Origin of the sequence: Delftia sp. WSY_12 (assembly GCF_043104645.1) — a bacterium.
GTDB lineage: Bacteria > Pseudomonadota > Gammaproteobacteria > Burkholderiales > Burkholderiaceae_C > Comamonas > Comamonas tsuruhatensis.
In genome coordinates this window covers 128,064-148,501 of sequence record NZ_JBICKW010000003.1, presented here as the reverse complement: position 1 = coordinate 148,501, position 20,438 = coordinate 128,064, and the positions used below count along the sequence as shown (strand labels likewise).

Sequence of the window (20,438 nt, the reverse complement as noted above, 5' to 3'; positions counted from 1 at the left end):
TACGCGGGGTTGTCCTAGGCAGGGGCCGGCGTCCCCACGAAAGTGCGGCCGCTCTGTGCTACGTTGGCGTTTTTTCAGGGAGGGCGGGCTGCCGTGAACGCACGCATTCTGCAAATGGTGGCGCTGGGCACGCTGGCCGGCGCCATGGCCTGGCTGGCATGGTGGTGGCCGGAATCGCGCGGGCTGGCGCTGGCAGGAGCGCTGCCGGGCCTGTGCTGGCCGGGCCTGCACTTGGGCCTGCAGATGGTGTTGATGCGCCGCGTGGTGCGCAAGGCCGGCGCACCCGTGCCCGCCTGGCGCACGGTGGCGGCAGCCTGGCTCGCCGAGTGGGCATTGGCCGTGCAGGTGTTTGGCTGGCGCCTGCCCTTCCGGGTCCATGCCGAGGCCGATGGCTGGCCAGGTGACCCGGCCGCAGGACAAAACGCAAGCCCGGTCACAGGCCAGGTCGGCATGGTGCTGGTCCACGGTTTCTTCTGCAATCGCGCGGTCTGGGCGCCATGGCTGCGGCGGCTCAAGGAACGCGGCATTGCCTGCGCGGCCATGACGCTGGAGCCGGCGCACGGCGCATCCATCGACGCCATGGTGGCCGACCTCGATGCCTGCGCACGCCGCATGGCCCAGGCCACGGGGCGGGCGCCGCTGATCGTGGCCCACAGCATGGGCGGACTGGTGGTGCGTGCCTGGCTGGGCCGGTTGTCCGCGCAGGAGCGCCGGCAACTGGCTGCCCATGTGGTGACCCTGGCCACGCCGCACCGCGGCACCTGGATGGCGCGCTTCGCCCATGGCCTGCCGGCGCTTCAGATGCGCGAGGACAGTCCCTGGCTTCAGCGCCTGGGGCCGCCGCCGCCCGAGGTGGCCTTCAGCTGCTGGTGGAGCTGTTGCGACAACATCGTCTTTCCCTTCCCCGTGGCCACGCTGCCAGGGCAGCACGCGCACCGCCTGGACGACGTGGCCCATGTGCAGCTGGTGTTCGACGAGCGCGTCTGGCGCTTTTGCCTGGAGCTGCGCGAGCGGCTTCAGGACGCGGAAGTCTGCAGGGCCACTTCACCGGGCAGCAGCGCATCGGCCGCGATGGTCGGCTGATCGCGCAGCTGGCGGTACAGCGGCTCGAAATCGGCGGCCGTGAGGTCGAACAGCTGCTGCAGGTCGTCGATCACGAAGTAGGTGTGCTGGTAGGTGTCGATCTTGTAGAGCGTGCGCATGGCGCGCTCCAGCGACAGCGGCAGGCGCTGCGGCTCGGGGCTGCGCACCGAGTAGTTGAGCTCGCCCGAAGAACTCAGAATGCCCGCGCCGTAGGCGCGCAGGCCGCCCTGCTCGCGGATCAGCCCGAACTCGATGGTGTACCAGTACAGGCGCGACAGCATCTCGCAGGCGCCCAGCTCGGCGGCCTTGAGCCCGCCCTGGCCATAGGCCTGGATGTAGTCGGCGATGACGGGGTTGAACAGCAGCGGCACATGGCCGAAGAGGTCATGGAAGACATCGGGCTCGACGATGTACTCGAACTCCTCGGGCTTGCGGATCCAGTCCGTGACCGGGAATTTGCGGTTGGCCAGCAGCGAGAAGAAGGGCACCTCGGGAATCAGGCCCGGCACGCCGACGATCTCCCAGCCCGTGGCGCGGCGCAGGCGCTCGTTGACTTCCTCGAAGCGCGGAATGCGGTCCTTGGCGCCCAGCGAGGGCAGGGCGTCGATGAAGTGCTGGCTGGCCAGTCCCGGCAGCAGGGCGGACTGGCGTTCGTACAGGCGCCGGTAGGTGTCGTGGTCGGCCTCGGTGTAGGCGTCGTAGTCCTGCGCGCAGGTGTAGTCGTCGCTGGCGCGGCTGTAGTCGCCGCGCGGGGGGCGGTCGGCCTGGCCGTAGACCACGGGTGCCACACCGGGGGCGTGGGCGGGGGCGTGGGACGAGGTGGGGGTCGCTGCGGTGCTCATCATGGTGCTCTCCAGGGATCTTGTCATTGCTGCCCCGGGCCGGGGGCAGGCAAGGCACCTGCGCGGCTCAAAGCTGGCGGATTCGGGCGGCCTGCACCAGCAGGCCGTATTTGCTGTGCTCGGAGCGCACAAAGCGCGCGAACTCCTGCAGCTGAAGGTCTTCGGGCAGCACGCCCATGGCGGTCAGCGTTTCCTGCACCGGACTGCTGCGCATGGCCTTCGAGAACACGGCGGCATGGCGCTGGGCCAGGTCGGCGGGCCAGCCGGCAGGCGCGAACAGGCCGAACCAGTTGGCGAGGTTGAAGCCCGGTACCGTGTCGTTGAGGCTGGGCACCTCGGGCAGCAGCGGCACGCGTTCCAGCGTGGTCACGGCCAGGGCCTGCAGCCGGCCTGCACGGATGTGCGGCAGCGAGGACGCCAGGCTGTCGAACAGCAGATCGGCCGATCCGTCGAGCAGGGCCGACAGCGCCGGCTGCGTTCCGCCAAACGGCAGATGCAGCAGCGGCAGCCGCGTGAGCATCTGGTACATCTCGCCCGACAGGTGCCCGCTGCTGCCCGGCCCGCCCGAGGCATAGCGCAGCGGCTGGCGGTGCTTGGCAAGAAAGCGCTGCAGGTCCAGCGCCGTGCGTATGCGCCACTGGCGCGCCAGATCGCTGCGCATCACCAGCACATTGGGCATGCGCGCCACCAGCACCAGCGGCTGGAAGTCGCGCAGCGGGTCGTAGCCCAGCTGGGGCTGCAGCCAGGGCAGCACGGCGTGCGTGGCGGCCGCGCCCATCAGCAGCAAGCGGTCCTGGGCCGTGGCCTGGGCCACCATGTTCGAGCCCTTGGCGCCGCCGTCGCCCGGCACGTAAAGAATGTGGATGGCCCCCAGCTTCGCGGAGCTGGCCTCGACCAGAGGACGCGCCGTGCGGTCCAGGGGCCCGCCGGCTGCATAGGGAACGATCAGGGTCAGGGCGTCGGATTTCGCGTCGCGCGCCGGGGCTGTCAAGGCTGTCGAGGCTGTCGGGGGCGGCTGGGGCGGCTGGGGCTGTGCCGAAGCCGGCAGCCAGGGCAGGGCGGCCAGGGCCGCCAGCAGGCTGCGCCGCGCCATCCGGGCCGACGGCTGCGGGCCGGCTGCCGCAGGTGCACGTACTGGCGCAGATGCACGGGCATGGCGTGGCATGGCGCGGGTGGCGTCGTGGCGGGGCGTCATGGCGTGAAGCGAAATGGAGGCGATCCCCGCAGTATAGGCAGCGCCGACTGCCGCTGAGGCCGCACGCGCCCATGTCCTGCGCGCGCCGGGCCGTCTGTGCGCGGGCGGGGAACTGGGCCAGGTTCAGCGGGGCTTTCATGGGGGTCTCCGGCCTTTTCGTGCAGGACAGTGTTTCGGGCGCCCCAGGCATGGCCTGCGGGCTTGCGATCAGTGCTGTCACTGTAGGCGGGAGGGGCTTCAGCTTTTTGCCGTTTGCCCTTGGTGGGAAAATGCAGAATGCATGAAAATTGCGGGATTCTTTCGTTTATCGCAATTTAACTGGTTAATTCGGGTTAACCCTGAAGAAATCCGTACTTATTTACGAGTCCACCGCCATGAGCGCCACGCACACCATCGACAAACTGGATCGGGCCATTTTGCGCCGCCTGCAGGCCAACGGCCGGGAAACCTATGACGTCATCGGGGAGCAGGTCGGCCTGTCTCCCAGTGCCGTGCTGCGCCGGGTCAAGCGCCTGGAAGACAGCGGCGTGATCGACCGCTATGTGGCCCTGGTCCAGCCGGAGACCGTGGGCCTGGGGCTGACCGCCTATCTCAACGTGCGCCTGGAGAAGTACACCGAGACCAGCAAGCGCAACCCCATGGACGTGTTCCGCGCCAGCGTGCAGACTTGGCCCGAAGTGGTGGAGTGCGTGTCGCTGACCGGGGAGATGGACTATCTGATGCGTGTGGTCGTGGCCGACATGCAGCACTACACGCGCTTCGTCATGGACACCTTGCTCAAGCATCCCAGCGTGCAGGATTGCAAGACCAGTTTCGTGATGGACCGCGTCAAGGTGACCACGGCCGTGCCTTTGTAGCCTTCGGGCTCGACAGGCGCCAGGCCGTTGGGTGTTGCAGGGAGGGGGAATTGGTTTGCATGCCAAAACCTTACGGTTTTGTTGCATTGCAATATCTTCGTTGCTCGACCTCGGGTTTTTACCTATATTTGAGCCATGAATGCATCCAAAGACTGGTTGAAGGCGTCCTGGCAGGCCGGCCGGGACATGTTGCGTGCGAGCGCAGGCCAGCCGCACCGTCCCGATGGGCGCTCCGCGTCCATGGTGCCCATTCGTTCGCTGGGCCCGTCCCACCGCGAACGCGTGGTGGCGCATTTGCTCAAGCTCGATGAAGGCGACCGCTACCTGCGCTTTGGCTATGCGGCCAGCGACGAGCAGGTTCGCCGCTATGCGATGCAGCTTGATTTCGAGCGCGACGACATCTTCGGCATCTACAACCGCCGGCTCGAGCTGATCGCCATGGCGCATCTGGCCTTTGCCTCGCATCCCGAGCACAAGAGCTGCGCCGAATTCGGCGTTTCCGTGCTCAAGCAGGCACGCGGCCGCGGCTACGGCGGGCGCCTGTTCAACCGCGCGGTGATCCATGCACGCACCAAGGGCGTGTCCATGATGTTCATCCACGCGCTGTCGGAGAACACGGCCATGCTCAAGATTGCGCGCAAGGCCGGCGCCACCATCAAGCGCGATGGCTCCGAGTCCGAGGCCTACCTGCAGCTGCCGCCCGCCGGCATCGACACGCACATGGCGTCGCTGATGACCGAGCACATCGGCGAGGTGGACTACCAGCTCAAGAAGCAGGCCAAGCAGTTCTGGGATTTCCTGGCCGACGTGCAGGAAATCCGCCGTGGCGTGCAGGATGGCCGCCACCAGGCCGGCGAATAGGCGCAAAACGCCGCAAAGGGAATTGGCGCAGCGCATGCAGGGGTGACGGAGCAATCCGCTATCCTTGCGGCTTGTTTCACTACCGCACGTCCTGCACTCCAAGACAGTGTCCGACCCCCATCCTGCGCGCTCTTCCGAGAAGGAAAGCAAGCGAAGCTTCCTGCAAAAGGTGGCCGAGTTCATCCACCCGGCCCCTGACTCTCCTGACGAGCTGATCGAGACCCTGGCCGACGCCGAGGACAACCAGGTCATCGGCCCCGAGTCCCGCGTCATGCTCGAACGCGTGATACGCATGGCCGACATGACGGCCGGCGACGTCATGGTCGCAGCCCCTCGCATGGACCTGGTCAACATCGACGCTCCGTTCGATGAACTGCTGCACCAGGTCATCACCACTGCACATTCGCGTTTCCCGGTCTACCAGGGCGAGCGCGAGAACATCATCGGCATCCTTCTGGCCAAGGACCTGCTCAAGCTGCAGCGTTCACCGGACCTGAACATCCGCGCCCTGCTGCGCCCCGCCGCCTTCGTGCCGGAGAGCAAGGGCCTGAATGATCTGCTGCGCGAGTTCCGGGGCAACCGCAACCATCTGGCCGTGGTCATCGACGAGTTCGGCCGCGTGGCAGGCCTGGTGACCATCGAGGATGTGCTGGAGGAAATCGTCGGCGAGATCGAGGACGAGTTCGACATCCCCGAGGACGAGGGCGACATCTTCGCCCTGGCCGACAACAGCTACCGCGTGGCGGGCGACACCACCATCGAGCATGTGAACGAAGCCTTCGAGGTCGCCCTGCATGCCCGCGATCCCGAAGATGAGTTCGACACCATCGGAGGCCTGATCGCCCACGAAATGGGCCATGTGCCCAAGCGCGGCGAGCAGATCCATCTGGCCGGCCTGGAATTCACCGTGCTGCACACCAAGGGCGGCGCCGTGCGCTGGTTCAAGGTGGTGCGCGATCCCGCAGCCGACAGTCTGCTGCGCAGCTGAGGCTGCCCCTTTCTATCCCCACCGACATCTCTCCCGTACCTGGCCGATGCCCCTGTCCAGTTCTTCCGCTTTTTCGCAAGACGGCCGGCGCATGAGCCGGCTCGCCGTGGGCGTGCTGCTGCTGCTTGCGGGTGCAGCCCAGGCCCTGTCGCTGGCCTGGCCCTGGGCGCGCGGCCAGGGCGACGGGCCGCTGAGCCTGGTCGGCGGCTATGGCCGCCCGCTGTGGTGGCTGCAGATTCTGTCGCTGGCCGTGCTGGCACGCGCCCTGCAGACGGCACAGCGCCCGGCCCAGGCGGCGGGGCGGGCCATGCTCTATGCCACCGCCTGGCTGGTGGCCACCTTCTGGTGGCTGTTCATCTCCATGCATGTCTATGGCGGCCTGCCTGCGCCGCTGGCCGTTGCCGCCGTGCTGGCGCTTGCGGCCTTCCTGGGCAGCTACTACGCGGTGGCCGCCTGGGGCTGGCACAAGCTGCGCCCCACCAGCACGGCGGGCGGCGCCTTGCTTTTCGCCGCCGTCTGGCTGCTGGCCGAATTGGCGCGTGGCTGGCTGTGGACCGGCTTTCCCTGGGGCGCGGGGGGCTATGCCCACGTCGAAGGGCCCCTGTCGGTGCTGCCGCGCTGGATCGGCGTCTACGGCACGGGGGCGGTGGCGTCCTGGCTGGCATATTGGCTGGCCGCCTTGGCGGCCGGTTCGCGGGGCGGACAAGCCCTTCGGCCTGCACGGTGCGCGGCCACTGTGGCGGCCCTGGTTCTGGCCTGGGGCGGGCTGTGGTGGCTTCGCGATGCCGCCATCAATGCACCATCGGCCGAACGGCCAGCGCTGAGCGTGGCCATGCTGCAGGGCAATATCCCGCAGGATGAGAAGTTCGAGGCCGGCAGCGGCATTCCGCTGGCCCTGGGCTGGTACGGGCGGGAGCTGCGCGCGGCCACGGCGCAGCTGGTGGTCGCACCCGAGACGGCCGTGCCCCTGCTGCCCCAGCAGTTGCCCGAGGAATACCTGGACCTGCTGCGCGAACCATATCTGAAGAAGGATGGCCGGCAGGCGGCGCTGCTGGGCATCCCGCTGGGCTCGGAAGAGGCCGGCTATACGAACTCGGTCGTGGGCTGGCAGCCTGGCCAGATCCAGGACTACCAATACGACAAGCACCATCTGGTGCCCTTCGGGGAGTTCATCCCGCCGCTGTTTCGCTGGTTCACGCAGATGATGAACATACCGCTGGGCGACTTCAACCGCGGCGCGCTGGGCCAGCCTTCCATGGCCTGGGCTGGCGAGCGGCTGTCACCCAACATCTGCTACGAGGATTTGTTTGGCGAAGAGCTGGGTGCACATTTCGGCAATGCAGCGACGGCGCCCACGGTGCTGGTGAATTTCAGCAACATCGGCTGGTTTGGCGACAGCGTGGCGATCGACCAGCATCTGGCCATCAGCCGCATGCGGGCGCTGGAGTTCGAGCGCCCCATGCTGCGCGCCACCAATACCGGCGCCACGGTGGCCATCGACCACCGGGGCGTGGTGACGCACGCGCTGGTGCCTTACGAGCGCGCGGTGCTTGAGGCCAGTGTGCAGGGCCGCGAGGCCTTGACACCGTTTGCGCGCTGGGTGAATGCAGCAGGCCTGGTCCCGCTGTGCGCCGCTGCTGCGGCGGTGCTGCTGGTGGCCTGGATCGGCCGCCGCAGGGCCTCGGTTCAGGGGCTGTAGCCAAGTCCCGCGACCTGGGTCGGCGTGGCTTTTGTGGCAGAGTTTTGATGCGGCCTCGGGGTTTTGTTGCAGTCTGGCAACGTTCAGCCCCGATAATGCGCGGCTGCATGGTCCGCTGCGGGCCGCACCCATTCAGAGATAGAGGTGGCGTCAGTGCCGCCGTGGAGCAAGTTAGACAATGGCCGATTCTTTTTCGTATGAGCAACTGATCGCTTCGGGCGAAGGCAAGCTGTTTTCCGCAGACAGCGGGCGTCTGCCACTGCCTCCCATGCTGATGTTCGACCGCATCACGCACATCGACACGGATGGTGGCGCCCACGGCCTGGGCAAGATCGTCGCCGAACTCGACATCAAGCCTGATCTCTGGTTCTTCGACTGCCATTTCCGGGGCGACCCCGTCATGCCCGGCTGCCTGGGTCTGGACGCCATGTGGCAACTGATCGGCTTTTACCTGACCTGGCTGCGCCTTCCCGGCCGGGGCCGTGCGCTGGGCGCCGGCGAAGTCAAGTTCACGGGCGAAGTGGGTCCTGACGTCAAGCTCGTGACCTACGAAATCGACATCAAGCGCGTGATCAAGCGCAAGCTCAACATGGCCATCGGCGATGCACGCCTGCTGGCCGACGGCAAGGAAATCTACGTCGCCAATGACCTGCGCGTGGGCCTGTTCCTGCGCGAGGGTGAAGGCCAGGGAACGGCAGCATGACCAAACGTCGCGTAGTCATCACCGGCGCGGGCATTGTCTCGTGCATCGGCAACGACCTCGATACCGTGGAGACCTCGCTGCGCGAGGGGCGCACGGGCATCAAGGCCATGCCGAAGTTCACCGAACTGGGCATGCGCAGCCAGGTGGCCGGTGTGCCGGAGATCGACGTCGAGGCACGTATCGATCGCAAGCAGCTGCGCTTCATGGGCGATGCCGCTGCCTATGCGCAGATCGCGCTGGAAGATGCCATCGCCCAGGCCGGCCTGGCTCCCGAGCAGGTCAGCCATCCGCGTACCGGCCTGATCATGGGCTCGGGCGGCGGATCGCCGGCCAACCAGATCGAGGCGGCCGACACGCTGCGCGAAAAGGGCATTCGCCGCGTCGGGCCCTACCAGGTCACGCGCTGCATGAGCTCCACGGTGTCCGCCTGCCTGGCGACCAACTTCAAGGTCAAGGGCATCAACTACTCCATCACCTCGGCCTGCTCCACCTCGGCGCACTGCATCGGCGCAGCGGCGCAGCAGATCGCCTGGGGCATGCAGGACGTGATGTTTGCCGGCGGCGGCGAAGAGCTGTCCTGGGGCATGGCACTGCTGTTCGACGGCATGGGGGCCATGTCCAGCAAGTACAACGACCAGCCCGAAAAGGCTTCGCGCGCCTATGACGCCCACCGCGACGGTTTCGTGATCGCAGGTGGCGGCGGCGCGGTGGTGCTGGAAAGCCTGGAGCACGCCCAGGCCCGGGGTGCGAACATCCTGGCCGAAGTCGTGGGCTTTGGCGCCACCAGCGATGGCGAGGACATGGTCGCGCCCTCGGGCGACGGCGCCATTGCCTGCATGCAGCAGGCCCTTGAAGGCCTCGAAGGCGGCGTGGACTACATCAACACCCACGGCACCTCCACGCCCGTGGGCGACATGCAGGAAGTGCGCGCCATGCGCGCGCTGTTCGGCGACCAGGTGCCGCCGTTCTCCTCCACCAAGTCGCTGACCGGCCACTCGCTGGGCGCCACCGGCGTGCAGGAAGCCATCTACTGCATGATCATGATGAACAAGGGCTTCATCGCGGGTTCGGTCAACGTGGACACGCCCGATCCCGCGCTGAACGACATGCCCCTGGTCACGCGCACACGCGATGCCCAGTTGAACACCGTGCTGTCCAACAGCTTCGGCTTCGGTGGCACGAACGCCTCGCTGGTGCTGCGCCGCTGGCAGGGCCAGTGAATACGCCCTGGTGTGTAAAAGGCGTGTCCTGAAGGAAAAAGCCCGCCTCCTGCGGGCTTTTTCACTGGTGAACGCCGACAATGCCCAGGTCGCGCGGGAGGCAGCACTGCAGGCTGCTGCCTGAACCCCGAACCAAGAACAATGAAATTTTGCAAGGTTGAACCATGATTCTTGTCACAGGCGGCGCCGGCTTCATCGGCGCCAATTTCGTGCTGGACTGGCTGGCTGCCGGCGATGAGCCGGTGCTCAACGTGGACAAGCTCACCTACGCGGGCAACCTCAAGAGCCTGGAGAGCCTGCAGGGCGATGCGCGCCATGTCTTCGTGCAGGCCGACATCGGCGATGGCGAAGTCCTGGCCCGCCTGCTGGCCGAGCACCAGCCGCGCGCCGTGGTCAACTTTGCGGCCGAAAGCCATGTGGACCGTTCCATCCACGGCCCAGAGGACTTCATCCAGACCAACGTGGTCGGCACCTTCCGCCTGCTCGAGGCCGTGCGCGGCTACTGGAGCGCGCTGGATGCCGAGGCCAGGGCGGCCTTCCGCTTCCTGCATGTCTCCACCGACGAGGTCTATGGCAGCCTGGCGCCAGCGGCACCGGCCTTCACCGAAGACCATAACTACGAACCCAACAGCCCGTACTCGGCCAGCAAGGCCGCCAGCGACCACCTGGTGCGCGCCTGGCATCACACCTACGGCCTGCCCGTGCTGACCACCAACTGCAGCAACAACTACGGCCCGCTGCATTTCCCCGAGAAGCTGATCCCCCTGATGATCGTCAACGCCCTGGCCGGCAAGCCTTTGCCCATCTATGGCGATGGCATGCAGGTGCGCGACTGGCTCTATGTGCGCGACCATTGCAGCGCCATCCGCCGCGTGCTGGAGGCCGGCAAGCTGGGCGAGACCTACAACGTGGGCGGCTGGAACGAAAAGCCCAACGTCGAGATCGTGAACACCGTCTGCGCGCTGCTCGACGAGCTGCGCCCCAAGGCCGATGGCACCAGCTACGCTGCCCAGATCACCTATGTGAAGGACCGCCCCGGTCACGACCGGCGCTATGCCATCGACGCGCGCAAGCTCGAGCGCGAACTGGGCTGGAAGCCCGCGGAGACCTTCGAGACCGGCATCCGCAAGACCGTGCAGTGGTACCTGGACAATCCCGAGTGGGTGGCCGATGTGCAGTCCGGCGCCTACCGCGAATGGGTCAGCCGCCAGTACACGGAGGGAGCCGGCGCATGAAGCTGCTGCTGCTGGGCCGCAATGGACAAGTGGGCTGGGAGCTGCAGCGCAGCCTGGCGCCGCTGGGCGAGTTGGTCGCGCTGGAGCGCCAGGGCGACGCCGGTGGCCAGGGCCTGTGCGGCGATCTCTCTCGCCTCGATGAACTCGCAAGGACCGTGCGCGCTCTGCGTCCCGATGTCATCGTCAATGCCGCCGCCCACACGGCCGTGGACAAGGCCGAAAGCGAGCCGGAACAGGCGCGGCTGCTCAATGCGCTGGCTCCCCAGGTGCTGGCCCGCGAGGCGGCGCAGACCGGCGCGCTGCTGGTGCACTACAGCACGGACTACGTCTTCGACGGCAGCGGCAGCGCTGCGCGCACGGAGACCGAGGCCACGGCGCCGCTGTCCGTCTATGGCGGCAGCAAGCTCGAAGGCGAGCAGCTGATCCAGGCTTCGGGCTGCCGCCACCTGATCTTTCGCACCAGCTGGGTCTATGCGGCGCGCGGCGGCAACTTCGCCAAGACCATGCTGCGCCTGGCCCAGGAGCGTGAAGCACTGAGCGTGATCGACGACCAATGGGGCGCACCGACGGGCGCGGACCTCATCGCCGACGTCACGGCCCATGCCATTCGCCAGCTGCAGCGCCAACCCGGCGACCAGGGCCTGTACCATCTGGTGGCCGGTGGCGAGACCACCTGGCATGCCTACGCCAGCCATGTGATCGCCCGCGCCCGCGAACTCGCGCCCGACCGGCCCTGGAAGGTGCAGCGCATAGCTGCCGTGCCCACCAGCGCCTTTCCGACCCCGGCGCAGCGTCCGCACAATTCCCGCCTGAACACCGAGCGGCTGCAGCAGACCTTCGGCCTGCGCCTGCCGCACTGGCAGGCCGGCGTGGACCGCATGCTGCAGGAAATCATCTGAGCGCGGTCTCGCGACTCAGCACGAACGACAGGACCCACCCCATGAACGCGCAACGCAAAGGCATCATCCTCGCTGGCGGCTCCGGCACCCGCCTTCACCCTGCCACGCTGGCCATCAGCAAGCAGCTGCTGCCGGTCTACGACAAGCCCATGATCTACTACCCGCTGAGCGCCCTCATGCTCGCGGGCATCCGCGAGATCCTCGTGATCAGCACCCCGCAGGACACGCCGCGCTTCGAGCAATTGCTGGGCGATGGTTCGCAATGGGGCCTGAAGCTCGAATATGCAGTCCAGCCCAGCCCGGATGGCCTGGCCCAGGCCTTTTTGATCGCCGAAGACTTCCTGGCCGGCGCCCCCAGCGCCCTGGTGCTGGGCGACAACATCTACTACGGACACGATTTCCCCCGCCTGCTCGAACGCGCTGACGCGCGCAGCGAAGGCGCCACGGTGTTTGCCTACCATGTGCAGGACCCGGAACGCTATGGCGTGGCCGAGTTCGATGCCCAGGGCCGGGTTCTTTCCCTGGAGGAAAAGCCCAAGCAGCCCAGGAGCAACTACGCGGTCACGGGCCTGTATTTCTACGACAACCAGGTCGTTGAGCTGGCCAAGTCCATCAAGCCCTCGGCGCGCGGCGAGCTGGAAATCACCGACCTCAACCGCCTGTACCTGGACAAGGGCCAGCTCAATGTGGAACTCATGGGCCGTGGCTATGCCTGGCTGGACACGGGCACGCATGACAGCCTGCTGGAGGCTGGCCAGTTCATTGCCACCCTGCAGCAGCGCCAGGGCCTGAAGGTCTCCTGTCCGGAGGAGATCGCCTTCCGCCAGGGCTGGATAGATCGCGCCCAGCTCGAGACGCTGGGCCAGGCCTTGGCCAAGAATGGCTACGGCCAGTACCTGCTGCAGATCCTCAAGGAAAAGGTGCACGCATGAAGGCAACACCCCTGGCCATCCCCGAGGTGATGCTGATCGAGCCCAAGGTGTTTGGTGACGATCGCGGCTTCTTCCTCGAAAGCTTCAACCAGCAGGCCTTCAACCAGGCCACGGGCACGGACCACCAGTTCGTGCAGGACAACCACAGCCGCAGCAAGAAAGGCGTGCTGCGCGGCCTGCACTACCAGCTGCCGCCCCATGCCCAGGGCAAGCTCGTGCGCGTGGTGCGCGGCGCCGTGTTCGACGTGGCCGTGGACATCCGCAAGGGCTCGCCCACCTTCGGCCAATGGGTGGGCGCCGAACTGACGGAAGACAACCACCGCCAGCTGTGGGTGCCCCCAGGCTTTGCCCACGGTTTCGTGGTGCTCAGCGACAGCGCCGACTTCCTCTACAAGGCCACGGCCTTCTACGCGCCCCAGGCCGATCGCGGCATTGCCTGGGACGACCCGGCCATCGGTGTGCAGTGGCCGCAGCTCGATGTGGAGCTGTCGCTGTCGGACAAGGATCTCAAGCAGCCGCTGCTGGCGTATGCCGAGCTGGCCTGAGCCGGTTCACATCTGGTCCGGCAGCACCCCGCCCGGCACGGCTTCCTCCAGAAAGCCGGCGATCAGCCGGGCCTGGCGGCGTTCGCGCAGGCAGTACAGGTATTCGGGCAGGCGCGGCACGGGGCCTGCGAAGGGCAGGACGACGATGTCGGGGTGGGCCGAGGCTTCATGCCGGGCGAAGACGCTGATGCCCATGTCGCGGATCACGGCCTCGCGGATGGCTTCGCGGCTGGCGATTTCCATGATGTGGCGCGGTGCCAGGCCGGCGGCGGCCAGCATCTGTTCGGTGAGCTGGCGCGTCATGGAGCCGCGCTCGCGCAGGATCAGCGTGTCGTGCACCAGATCGGACGCCTGCACCATGGTGCGCTGCGCCAGCCGGTGGCTGCGGTGCACCAGCAGGGCCAGCGGGTCCTGGCCCAGCTCCACGCGCAGCAGGCGCGGATCGCTCTCCAGGTGTGACGAGGTTGCCAGGTCCACCTGGTAGTCCACCAGCGCCTGCACCATCTGGCGCGAGTTGCCGCCCACGATGGCCACTTCCACCCGCTCGAAGCGCCGCTGGTAGCGCTTGACGATGTCCAGCACGTAGTAGGGCGCCGTCGCGCCTATGCGCAGCTGGCCCTGGCTGGCATCGCCCGAATGGCGCAGCGCCGACTCCAGCTGGATGGTCTGCAGCAGCAATTGCTCGACCTGGGGCAGCAGGCGCAAGCCGGCATCGGTGATGGACAGCCGTCCGCCCTGGCGATGGAACAGCTCCACGCCGTAGTGCTCTTCCAGCGCGCGGATCTGGGTGGTCACGGTGGGCTGACTCAGTGCGAGCTGGCGCGCGGCTTGCGTGATGCTGCCAAGGCGGGCGACCCAGAAAAAGGACTTGAGCTGCGTGACGAACATGGCGGGGTTGGAGGCAGGGGGCGGCTCCATATTTCACCATGTCGCCGCAGCCTGAAGGCCTGCGGTGGCCGGGTATGTCCCGGGAAAAAACTCCTGCGCCCAAAGGCACACTTCTTGCATACCAGTTTGCGTGCCAGTTTGTGTGCCAGCTGATCATGGTTTTCGGCTGGTCTTGTGTCAGTGATTACTCGTGGTCAAGGAGCGCATCAATGGACATCCGCAACCCCTCGCCAGGTCTCTACACCGAAGATCTGGCGCCCACCAGGGACCGCCGCTGGGGCGCCTTCAGCATCTTCAACGTCTGGACTTCGGACGTGCACAGCCTTTGGGGCTACTACCTGGCGGCCAGCCTGTTTCTGCTGTGCGGCAGCTTCGTCAATTTTCTGATCGCCATCGGCATCAGCTCCCTGGTCATCTTTTTTCTGATGAACCTGGTGGGCTATGCGGGCGAGAAGACCGGCGTGCCCTATCCGGTGCTGGCGCGCGCCTCGTTCGGGGTCTGGGGCGCGAATCTGGCGGCGCTTGTGCGCGCCGTCGTGGCCTGCTTCTGGTATGGCGCGCAGACGGCGGCCGCCTCGGGCGCCATGGTGGCGCTGCTGGTGCGCAATGACGCCCTGCTGTCCTTCCACCAGACCACGCACTGGCTGGGCCATTCGGGGCTGGAGGTGATCTGCTACGTGGTCATCTGGGCCTTGCAGCTGCTGATCATCCAAAGGGGCATGGAGACCGTGCGGCGATTCCAGGACTGGGCCGGGCCTGCCGTGTGGATCGCCATGCTGGTGCTGGCCATCGGCCTGTGCGTGAAGGCCGGCGGCTTCAGCTTCGACCACGGCATTCCCATGGACGTGCTGCTGGACAAGACCAAGGATGCGGGGGTGAGCGGCGCGCCGGGCAGCTTCTGGGCGCTGATGGCCGTGGGCGCGACCTGGATCACCTACTTTGCGGCGCTGTACCTGAACTTCTGCGATTTCTCGCGCTATGCGAAGAACAAGGAGGCGGTGGCCAAGGGCAACCTCTGGGGCCTGCCCGTGAATCTGATCGCTTTCTCGCTGGTGGCCGGCATCACCACGATTGCGGCCTTCAAGGTCTATGGCGAGGTGCTGCTGCACCCCGAGCAGATCTCGGCCAAGTTCGACAGCTGGGTGCTGGCCCTGCTGGCCGCCGTCACCTTTGCCGTGGCCACGCTGGGCATCAACGTGGTGGCCAACTTCGTCTCGGCGGCCTTCGATATTTCCAACGTGTTTCCCAAGCGCATCGACTTCAAGCGCGGCGGATACATCGCCGCACTGATCGCCCTGGCTCTCTACCCCTTTGCACCATGGGAGGGCGGCGCTGCCCACTTCGTGAACGCCATCGGCGCCACCATGGGGCCGCTGCTGGGCATCATCCTGGTGGACTACTACCTGGTGGCCAAGGGCAACATCAACGTGGCCGCGCTGTATGACGAACATGGCGAGTACCGCTACGAGGGCGGCTGGAACGTCAACGCGCTCATCGCCACCGGCATCGGCAGCGTGTTCTCCACCATCCTGCCCAACTTCACCAGCCTGCTGCCGGTCTGGTGGGGCACCTACGGCTGGTTCTTCGGCGTGCTGATCGGCGGCGGCGTGTACTGGGTGATGGCCACGCTGCGCCCGCGCCGCATTCCGGCCGTGGCCTGAGGAGGCCGCCATGTCCGAGCCGCAGGATGCGCCGGCCACCGGGCCGGCCTTGATCGCCGAGCGCGTCATGCGCTCCATCGTCGAGCGCAAGCTGCGTCCTGGCGAACGCCTGGGCGAAAAGGAACTGGCCGAGGTCTTCGGCGTGAGCCGCACCATGGTGCGCGAGGCGCTGATGCAGCTGCAGGCGCGCGGCTTCGTCGAGGTGCGCTCGCGCCAGGGCTGGTACGTGGTCGAGCCCTCGTTCGAGGAAGCCCAGGAAACCTATGCCGCGCGCCGCGTGCTGGAGTCCGGCATGCTGCGCGACGCGGGCCGGCCGCTGCAGGCGGCCATACGCACGCTGCGCGAGCATGTGGCCCAGGAGCGCGGCGCCATCGCCGAGGCCGACAACGCCGGCCAGCGCAGCGTGCTGCTGGCCGACTTCCACGTCTGCCTGGCCGAGCAGATGGGCAACCGCTTTCTCACGGCCATGATGGCCGACCTCTCGGCGCGCACCACCCTGGTGTCTGCGCTGTACCAGTCGCAGACCGAGGCCCAGCACTCCAATGCCGACCATGAGGCCATCGTCGATGCGCTGGCCGCCGGCGACATGGCGCGCGCCGAGCAACTGATGCGCGATCACATCGACGCGCTGGCCGCGCGGCTGGACGAGGACCTGGCACACCGCGCGCGCCTGCAGGACCGGCTGCTGGATGCGCTGCAGCCGCAGACGGCCCAGGCTGAGCGCCCGGGCAGGGTAAAGCCGCGCCGCTGAAGAAGGCGGGAGCGGGGCGAGGGGGCGCCGAGGGGCGGAGGGCACCCAAATCCGCCAATACCCGCTTCGCTAAATTTCCGTTGTGTGACACGGACGTTTCACCTGCGCTTTCTACAGTGGGTGTCAGAGGTGGCGACCCTGCCGCCTGTCCACGAACCCACAACGGAACTGACACGCCATGCGCCACACCCTTGCCTCCCTGGGCCGCCGCCTCGCCATTGCCTCTGCGGCGCTGACCGTCGCCTCCTTCGCCTCCCTGGCCCACGCGGCCAAGACCGAGCTGCTGGTCTACAGCGCGCTGGAGGCCGACCAGATCAAGGCCTACAAGAGCGGCTTCGAGAAGGCCCATCCCGAGATCGAACTCAAGTTCGTGCGCGACAGCACGGGCATCATCACGGCCCGCCTGCTGGCCGAGAAGGCCAATCCCCAGGCCGACGTGATCTGGGGCGTGGCCGCCACCTCGCTGATGCTGCTGGACAAGCAGGGCATGCTCCAGCCCTACGCGCCCAAGGGCCTGGACAAGGTGCGAGCCAACATGCGCGATCCGCGCGCCCAGCCGACCTGGGTGGGCATGGACCTGTGGTCCTCGGCCATCTGCTTCAACACCGTGGAGGCCGGCAAGCGCAAGCTGCCGGTACCCGCCAGCTGGGCCGACCTGGTCAGGCCCGAGTTCAAGGGCACGATCACCATGCCCCACCCGGCCTCCAGCGGCACGGGCTACCTGATGGTCGCGGCCTGGCTGCAGATCATGGGCGAGGACAAGGGCTGGGCCTACATGGACGGCCTGCACCAGAACATGGGCGTGTACACGCACAGCGGCTCCAAGCCCTGCCGCCAGGCAGGGGCCGGGGAGTTTCCCGTGGGCCTGAGCTTCGAATACCGAGCCAGCAAGACCAAGAAGGACGGTGCGCCCATCGACATCGTTTTCCCCCGGGAAGGCCTGGGCTGGGATGTGGAGGCCACGGCCATCCTCAAGACCAGCAAGAAGCAGGAAGCCGCCAAGGCCCTGGCCGACTGGGCCGTCACGCCCGAGGCCAACAAGCTCTACGCCGCCAACTTCGCCGTGCTGGCCTTGCCCGAGGCGCAGGAAAAGCTGGAGTTCATTCCTGCCGACCTCGAAAAGCGGCTGGCGAAGAACGACTTCGATTGGGCCGCGGCCAACCGCGAGCGCATCCTGGCCGAGTGGAGCCGCCGCTACGAAGCCAAGGCAGAGAAAAAGTAAGCCGGAGCCACGCCATGCTGCGCATAGACCATATCGCCAAGCGCTACCGCGAGCAGCAGGTGCTGCGCGGCATTGACCTGAACGTGGAGGCGGGCGAGTTCGTCAGCCTGCTCGGCCCTTCGGGCTGCGGCAAGACCACGCTGCTGCGCATCGTCTGCGGCATCGACATGCCTGACGAGGGCAGGGTGCTGTTCCAGGGCGATGACATCACGCGCTGGCCGGCCGCGCGCCGTGGCTTCGGCGTGGTGTTCCAGAGCTATGCGCTGTTTCCCAACCTGACGGCCGCGCAGAACGTGGCCTTCGGGCTGAACGGGCAGCCTGCGGCGCAGGCGCGCGAGCGCGTGGCCGAGATGCTGTCCCTGGTGGGTCTGGGCGCGCAGGCCCAGCGCTACCCGGCCCAGCTGTCGGGCGGCCAGCAGCAGCGCGTGGCGCTGGCCCGCGCGCTGGCGCCCCGGCCGCGCCTGCTGCTGCTCGACGAGCCGCTGTCCGCGCTCGATGCCCAGGTGCGCACCGAGCTGCGCAGCGAGATCCGCCAGCTGCAGCGCCAGCTGGGCATCGCCTCCATCATGGTCACGCACGACCAGGAAGAGGCCTTGTCCATGGCCGACCGCGTGGTGCTCATGCACCAGGGCCGCATCGAGCAGCAGGGTTCGCCCGAGCAGCTCTATGCCCAGCCCGTGAGCCAGTTCGCGGCCGGTTTCGTGGGCCGCATGAACCTGCTGCCGGCCACGGCCGAGGGGGCGGACCAGGTGCGCATCGGCGAAGCCAGCCTGCGCTGTGCGCTGGCCGGCTTCGAGCGTGGCGACGCGCTGCTGGTCGGCGTGCGTCCGGAAAGCGTGGTGCTGCACCCGGCCCAGCCCACGGCGTTGCCCAACCTGTTGCGCGCCCGCGTGGTGGAGACCTCCTTCCTTGGATCGATGGCCCTGGTGCGCCTGTACAGCCCCACGCTGCAATGCCAGGTTGACGCCCAGTGGCCCCTGCGCCACGACGTGGGCCTGCCCGACTGGCTGCAGGGCGAGGTGCTGATGGAGTTGCCCGCCGCTGCGCTGCAGCCGTTGGCGGCGCCCGACGCGAGGAAGGCCGCATGAGCGCGCATCCCATGGACACGGCCGTTTCCGTGCCGGTGCCGGTGGATCGCTCCGCTTGCGCCCGCCGCAGCGCGCCTGCAGGACCCGTGCGTCCGCAGGGGCGCAGCGCAGGCTGGGAGCGCTGGTGGCTGGGCGCCCTGGTGCTGGGCGCACTGGCCTGGCTGCTGGCCACCATCGCCCTGCCGGTGGCCAGCCTGCTGGGCAGGAGTTTCTGGGACGACACGGGCCGCTTCACGGGCCTGGCCCAGTTCATCACCTATGCGCGCATGCCGGGCGTGGCGCAATCGCTGTTCAACAGCCTGTGGCTGTCGGCCGTGAGCAGCACGGTCTGCGTGCTGCTGGCCTATGCCTACGCCTATGGCGTGGTGCGCAGCTGCATGCCGCTGGCGCGCTGGTTCCGCGCGCTGGCCCTGGTGCCGCTGCTGGCGCCCTCGCTGCTCATGGCCATCAGCCTGATCTACCTGTTCGGCAGCCAGGGCCTGCTCAAGGGCTGGCTGCAGGGGGGCTCGGCCTACGGGCCCTTCGGCATCATCGTGGGCTCGGTGCTCTGGACCTTTCCGCATGCGCTGATGATTCTGTGCACCACGCTGGCCTCGGGCGATGCGCGCCTGTACGAGGCGGCCGCCACGCTGGGCGCCAGCCGCTGGCGCAGCTTCCGCCAGGTCACGCTGCCGGCCAGCCGCTACGGGCTGATGATTTCGTGGATCGTGGTTTTCGTGCTCGTGGTGACCGACTTCGGCGTGCCCAAGGTCATTGGCGGCAACACGGCCATGCTGGCCACCGACATCTACAAGCAGGTCATCGGCCAGCAAAACCTGTCCATGGGTGCGGTGGTGGCCATGCTGCTGCTGGTGCCGGCCGGCCTGGCCTTTGCGGCAGAGCGCCATCTGCGCGTGCGCCAGGCGGCCACCATGGGCGTGCGCTCCGTGCCGCTGGTGCCCCAGCCCCATGCGCCGCTGGACCGCGCGCTGTTCGCCTACTGCGCGCTGGTGGCGCTGGCGCTGCTGGCCGTCATGGGCACGGCCGTGCTGGCCTCCCTGGTCAGCTACTGGCCGTACAACCTCACGCTGACATTCAAGAACTACCGCTTCGACATGATGGACGGCGGCGGCTGGGCCAGCTATGGCAACTCGCTGTCCATGGCGCTGGCCACGGCCGTGCTGGGCGCGGTGCTGAGCTTTGTGACCGCCTACCTGGTGGCCAAGCCCGTGCGCTGGGCACGCACGCGCCAGTGGCTGCATGCCGTGGCCACGCTGCCCATGGCCGTGCCGGGGCTGGCGCTGGGCCTGGGCTACATCCTGTTCTTCAATGCCCAGGGCAATCCGCTGCACTTCCTGTACGGCAGCATGGCCATCCTGGTGCTGTGTTCGGTGGCGCATTTCTTCTCGGTGGCGCACATCACGCAACTGGCCGCGCTGCAGCAGCTCGATGCCGAGTACGAGCGCGTGGCCGATTCCATGGGTGTGGCCTTCTGGACGCTGCTGTGGCGCGTGCACCTGCCGGTATGCCTGCCCGTGGTCATGCAGGTGGCCGGCTATTTCTTCGTCAACGCCATGACCACGGTGTCGGCCGTGGTGTTCCTGTACTCGCCCGAGACCACGCTGGCCTCGGTGGCCGTGCTGGCCATGGACGACGCGGGCGACACCGCGCCGGCCGCCGCCATGGCCACGCTGATCTTTGCCACGGCCGCTGCGGGCCGGCTGCTGATCGCGGCGCTGGATGCCTGGGTGCAGCGGCGCACGCAGCGCTGGCGCCAGCGCTGACTTTTT

19 protein-coding genes are annotated in these 20,438 nt (G+C 67.4%); 16 read left to right on the top strand and 3 right to left on the bottom strand.

Translation table 11 applies throughout. The features are described from left to right. Positions 1–93: 93 nt before the first annotated feature. A complete protein-coding gene (locus ACF8LI_RS00955) occupies positions 94–1,083 on the top strand; it encodes a triacylglycerol lipase (RefSeq protein WP_047217748.1) in 990 nt (329 codons plus the stop codon). Here ACF8LI_RS00955 and phhA read toward each other — a convergent pair. Further along, on the bottom strand, positions 1,017–1,928 hold the full coding sequence (phhA, locus tag ACF8LI_RS00950; protein ID WP_016446498.1) for a phenylalanine 4-monooxygenase: 912 nt from the start codon (positions 1,926–1,928) through the stop codon (positions 1,017–1,019). The two genes, ACF8LI_RS00955 and phhA, sit on opposite strands and share 67 nt — an antisense overlap. Positions 1,929–1,992: 64 nt before the next feature. Then, the gene (locus tag ACF8LI_RS00945; protein WP_392411699.1) at positions 1,993–3,120 is read right to left on the bottom strand and encodes a Bug family tripartite tricarboxylate transporter substrate binding protein; all 1,128 of its coding nucleotides are present in this window, start codon (positions 3,118–3,120) and stop codon (positions 1,993–1,995) included. Positions 3,121–3,494: 374 nt separating this feature from the next. On the opposite strand from ACF8LI_RS00945, the gene ACF8LI_RS00940 reads away from it, so the two are divergent. The 10 genes from ACF8LI_RS00940 (at position 3,495) to rfbC (ending at position 13,059) form a co-directional block, all read left to right on the top strand. Next, positions 3,495–3,977: an Lrp/AsnC family transcriptional regulator gene (locus tag ACF8LI_RS00940; RefSeq protein WP_016446496.1), complete on the top strand. Its 483-nt coding sequence runs from the start codon at positions 3,495–3,497 to the stop codon at positions 3,975–3,977. Positions 3,978–4,112: 135 nt separating this feature from the next. Further along, positions 4,113–4,838, top strand: coding sequence for a GNAT family N-acetyltransferase (locus tag ACF8LI_RS00935; RefSeq protein WP_016446495.1), 726 nt, complete (start codon positions 4,113–4,115; stop codon positions 4,836–4,838). A 106-nt stretch (positions 4,839–4,944) separates the two neighbouring features. Continuing rightward, positions 4,945–5,826, top strand: coding sequence for an HlyC/CorC family transporter (locus ACF8LI_RS00930; protein WP_016446494.1), 882 nt, complete (start codon positions 4,945–4,947; stop codon positions 5,824–5,826). A gap of 91 nt (positions 5,827–5,917) precedes the next feature. Beyond that, on the top strand, positions 5,918–7,525 hold the full coding sequence (gene lnt / locus ACF8LI_RS00925; RefSeq protein WP_392411697.1) for an apolipoprotein N-acyltransferase: 1,608 nt from the start codon (positions 5,918–5,920) through the stop codon (positions 7,523–7,525). A 178-nt stretch (positions 7,526–7,703) separates the two neighbouring features. After that, on the top strand, positions 7,704–8,228 hold the full coding sequence (gene fabA / locus ACF8LI_RS00920) for a bifunctional 3-hydroxydecanoyl-ACP dehydratase/trans-2-decenoyl-ACP isomerase (protein WP_016446492.1): 525 nt from the start codon (positions 7,704–7,706) through the stop codon (positions 8,226–8,228). Continuing rightward, entirely contained in the window at positions 8,225–9,448 is a 1,224-nt protein-coding gene (gene fabB, locus ACF8LI_RS00915; RefSeq protein ID WP_016446491.1) for a beta-ketoacyl-ACP synthase I, read from the top strand. The genes fabA and fabB overlap by 4 nt, the downstream gene beginning before the upstream one ends. A 164-nt stretch (positions 9,449–9,612) precedes the next feature. After that, positions 9,613–10,683, top strand: coding sequence for a dTDP-glucose 4,6-dehydratase (gene rfbB / locus ACF8LI_RS00910; RefSeq protein ID WP_016446490.1), 1,071 nt, complete (start codon positions 9,613–9,615; stop codon positions 10,681–10,683). After that, the gene (gene rfbD / locus ACF8LI_RS00905; RefSeq protein ID WP_374006164.1) at positions 10,680–11,582 is read left to right on the top strand and encodes a dTDP-4-dehydrorhamnose reductase; all 903 of its coding nucleotides are present in this window, start codon (positions 10,680–10,682) and stop codon (positions 11,580–11,582) included. Before rfbB ends, rfbD begins: the two co-directional genes overlap by 4 nt. Positions 11,583–11,623: 41 nt before the next feature. Then, a complete protein-coding gene (gene rfbA, locus ACF8LI_RS00900; protein ID WP_088166014.1) occupies positions 11,624–12,514 on the top strand; it encodes a glucose-1-phosphate thymidylyltransferase RfbA in 891 nt (296 codons plus the stop codon). After that, positions 12,511–13,059: a dTDP-4-dehydrorhamnose 3,5-epimerase gene (gene rfbC, locus ACF8LI_RS00895; RefSeq protein ID WP_392411695.1), complete on the top strand. Its 549-nt coding sequence runs from the start codon at positions 12,511–12,513 to the stop codon at positions 13,057–13,059. Before rfbA ends, rfbC begins: the two co-directional genes overlap by 4 nt. Before the next feature lie 6 nt (positions 13,060–13,065). Here rfbC and ACF8LI_RS00890 read toward each other — a convergent pair whose 3' ends face one another. Continuing rightward, the gene (locus ACF8LI_RS00890; RefSeq protein WP_034398134.1) at positions 13,066–13,947 is read right to left on the bottom strand and encodes a LysR substrate-binding domain-containing protein; all 882 of its coding nucleotides are present in this window, start codon (positions 13,945–13,947) and stop codon (positions 13,066–13,068) included. 209 nt (positions 13,948–14,156) lie between these two features. Between ACF8LI_RS00890 and ACF8LI_RS00885 the strand changes: the two genes are divergently transcribed. The 5 genes from ACF8LI_RS00885 to ACF8LI_RS00865 all read left to right on the top strand — a co-directional run bounded on the left by ACF8LI_RS00885 (position 14,157) and on the right by ACF8LI_RS00865 (position 20,432). Next, entirely contained in the window at positions 14,157–15,608 is a 1,452-nt protein-coding gene (locus ACF8LI_RS00885; RefSeq protein ID WP_392411694.1) for an NCS1 family nucleobase:cation symporter-1, read from the top strand. 10 nt (positions 15,609–15,618) lie between these two features. Next, a complete protein-coding gene (locus ACF8LI_RS00880; protein ID WP_392411692.1) occupies positions 15,619–16,359 on the top strand; it encodes a GntR family transcriptional regulator in 741 nt (246 codons plus the stop codon). Between the two features lie 178 nt (positions 16,360–16,537). After that, positions 16,538–17,581 (top strand): putative 2-aminoethylphosphonate ABC transporter substrate-binding protein, encoded by a 1,044-nt coding sequence (locus ACF8LI_RS00875; protein ID WP_126311299.1) that lies wholly within the window; start codon positions 16,538–16,540, stop codon positions 17,579–17,581. Between the two features lie 14 nt (positions 17,582–17,595). Next, positions 17,596–18,669 (top strand): ABC transporter ATP-binding protein, encoded by a 1,074-nt coding sequence (locus tag ACF8LI_RS00870; protein ID WP_016446482.1) that lies wholly within the window; start codon positions 17,596–17,598, stop codon positions 18,667–18,669. Beyond that, positions 18,666–20,432 (top strand): putative 2-aminoethylphosphonate ABC transporter permease subunit, encoded by a 1,767-nt coding sequence (locus ACF8LI_RS00865; RefSeq protein ID WP_374006161.1) that lies wholly within the window; start codon positions 18,666–18,668, stop codon positions 20,430–20,432. The genes ACF8LI_RS00870 and ACF8LI_RS00865 overlap by 4 nt, the downstream gene beginning before the upstream one ends. The last annotated feature ends 6 nt before the right edge of the window (positions 20,433–20,438 follow it).

Coding starts and splice junctions, on each gene's coding strand:
- ACF8LI_RS00870 (WP_016446482.1), top strand. CDS start 17,596: ATGCTGCGCATAGACCATATCGCCAAGCGCTACCGCGAGCAGCAGGTG.
- fabA (WP_016446492.1), top strand. CDS start 7,704: ATGGCCGATTCTTTTTCGTATGAGCAACTGATCGCTTCGGGCGAAGGC.
- ACF8LI_RS00940 (WP_016446496.1), top strand. CDS start 3,495: ATGAGCGCCACGCACACCATCGACAAACTGGATCGGGCCATTTTGCGC.
- fabB (WP_016446491.1), top strand. CDS start 8,225: ATGACCAAACGTCGCGTAGTCATCACCGGCGCGGGCATTGTCTCGTGC.
- rfbD (WP_374006164.1), top strand. CDS start 10,680: ATGAAGCTGCTGCTGCTGGGCCGCAATGGACAAGTGGGCTGGGAGCTG.
- ACF8LI_RS00885 (WP_392411694.1), top strand. CDS start 14,157: ATGGACATCCGCAACCCCTCGCCAGGTCTCTACACCGAAGATCTGGCG.
- lnt (WP_392411697.1), top strand. CDS start 5,918: ATGAGCCGGCTCGCCGTGGGCGTGCTGCTGCTGCTTGCGGGTGCAGCC.
- ACF8LI_RS00875 (WP_126311299.1), top strand. CDS start 16,538: ATGCGCCACACCCTTGCCTCCCTGGGCCGCCGCCTCGCCATTGCCTCT.
- rfbA (WP_088166014.1), top strand. CDS start 11,624: ATGAACGCGCAACGCAAAGGCATCATCCTCGCTGGCGGCTCCGGCACC.
- ACF8LI_RS00880 (WP_392411692.1), top strand. CDS start 15,619: ATGTCCGAGCCGCAGGATGCGCCGGCCACCGGGCCGGCCTTGATCGCC.
- ACF8LI_RS00890 (WP_034398134.1), bottom strand. CDS start 13,947: ATGTTCGTCACGCAGCTCAAGTCCTTTTTCTGGGTCGCCCGCCTTGGC.
- ACF8LI_RS00945 (WP_392411699.1), bottom strand. CDS start 3,120: ATGACGCCCCGCCACGACGCCACCCGCGCCATGCCACGCCATGCCCGT.
- rfbB (WP_016446490.1), top strand. CDS start 9,613: ATGATTCTTGTCACAGGCGGCGCCGGCTTCATCGGCGCCAATTTCGTG.
- rfbC (WP_392411695.1), top strand. CDS start 12,511: ATGAAGGCAACACCCCTGGCCATCCCCGAGGTGATGCTGATCGAGCCC.
- ACF8LI_RS00935 (WP_016446495.1), top strand. CDS start 4,113: ATGAATGCATCCAAAGACTGGTTGAAGGCGTCCTGGCAGGCCGGCCGG.
- ACF8LI_RS00865 (WP_374006161.1), top strand. CDS start 18,666: ATGAGCGCGCATCCCATGGACACGGCCGTTTCCGTGCCGGTGCCGGTG.
- phhA (WP_016446498.1), bottom strand. CDS start 1,928: ATGATGAGCACCGCAGCGACCCCCACCTCGTCCCACGCCCCCGCCCAC.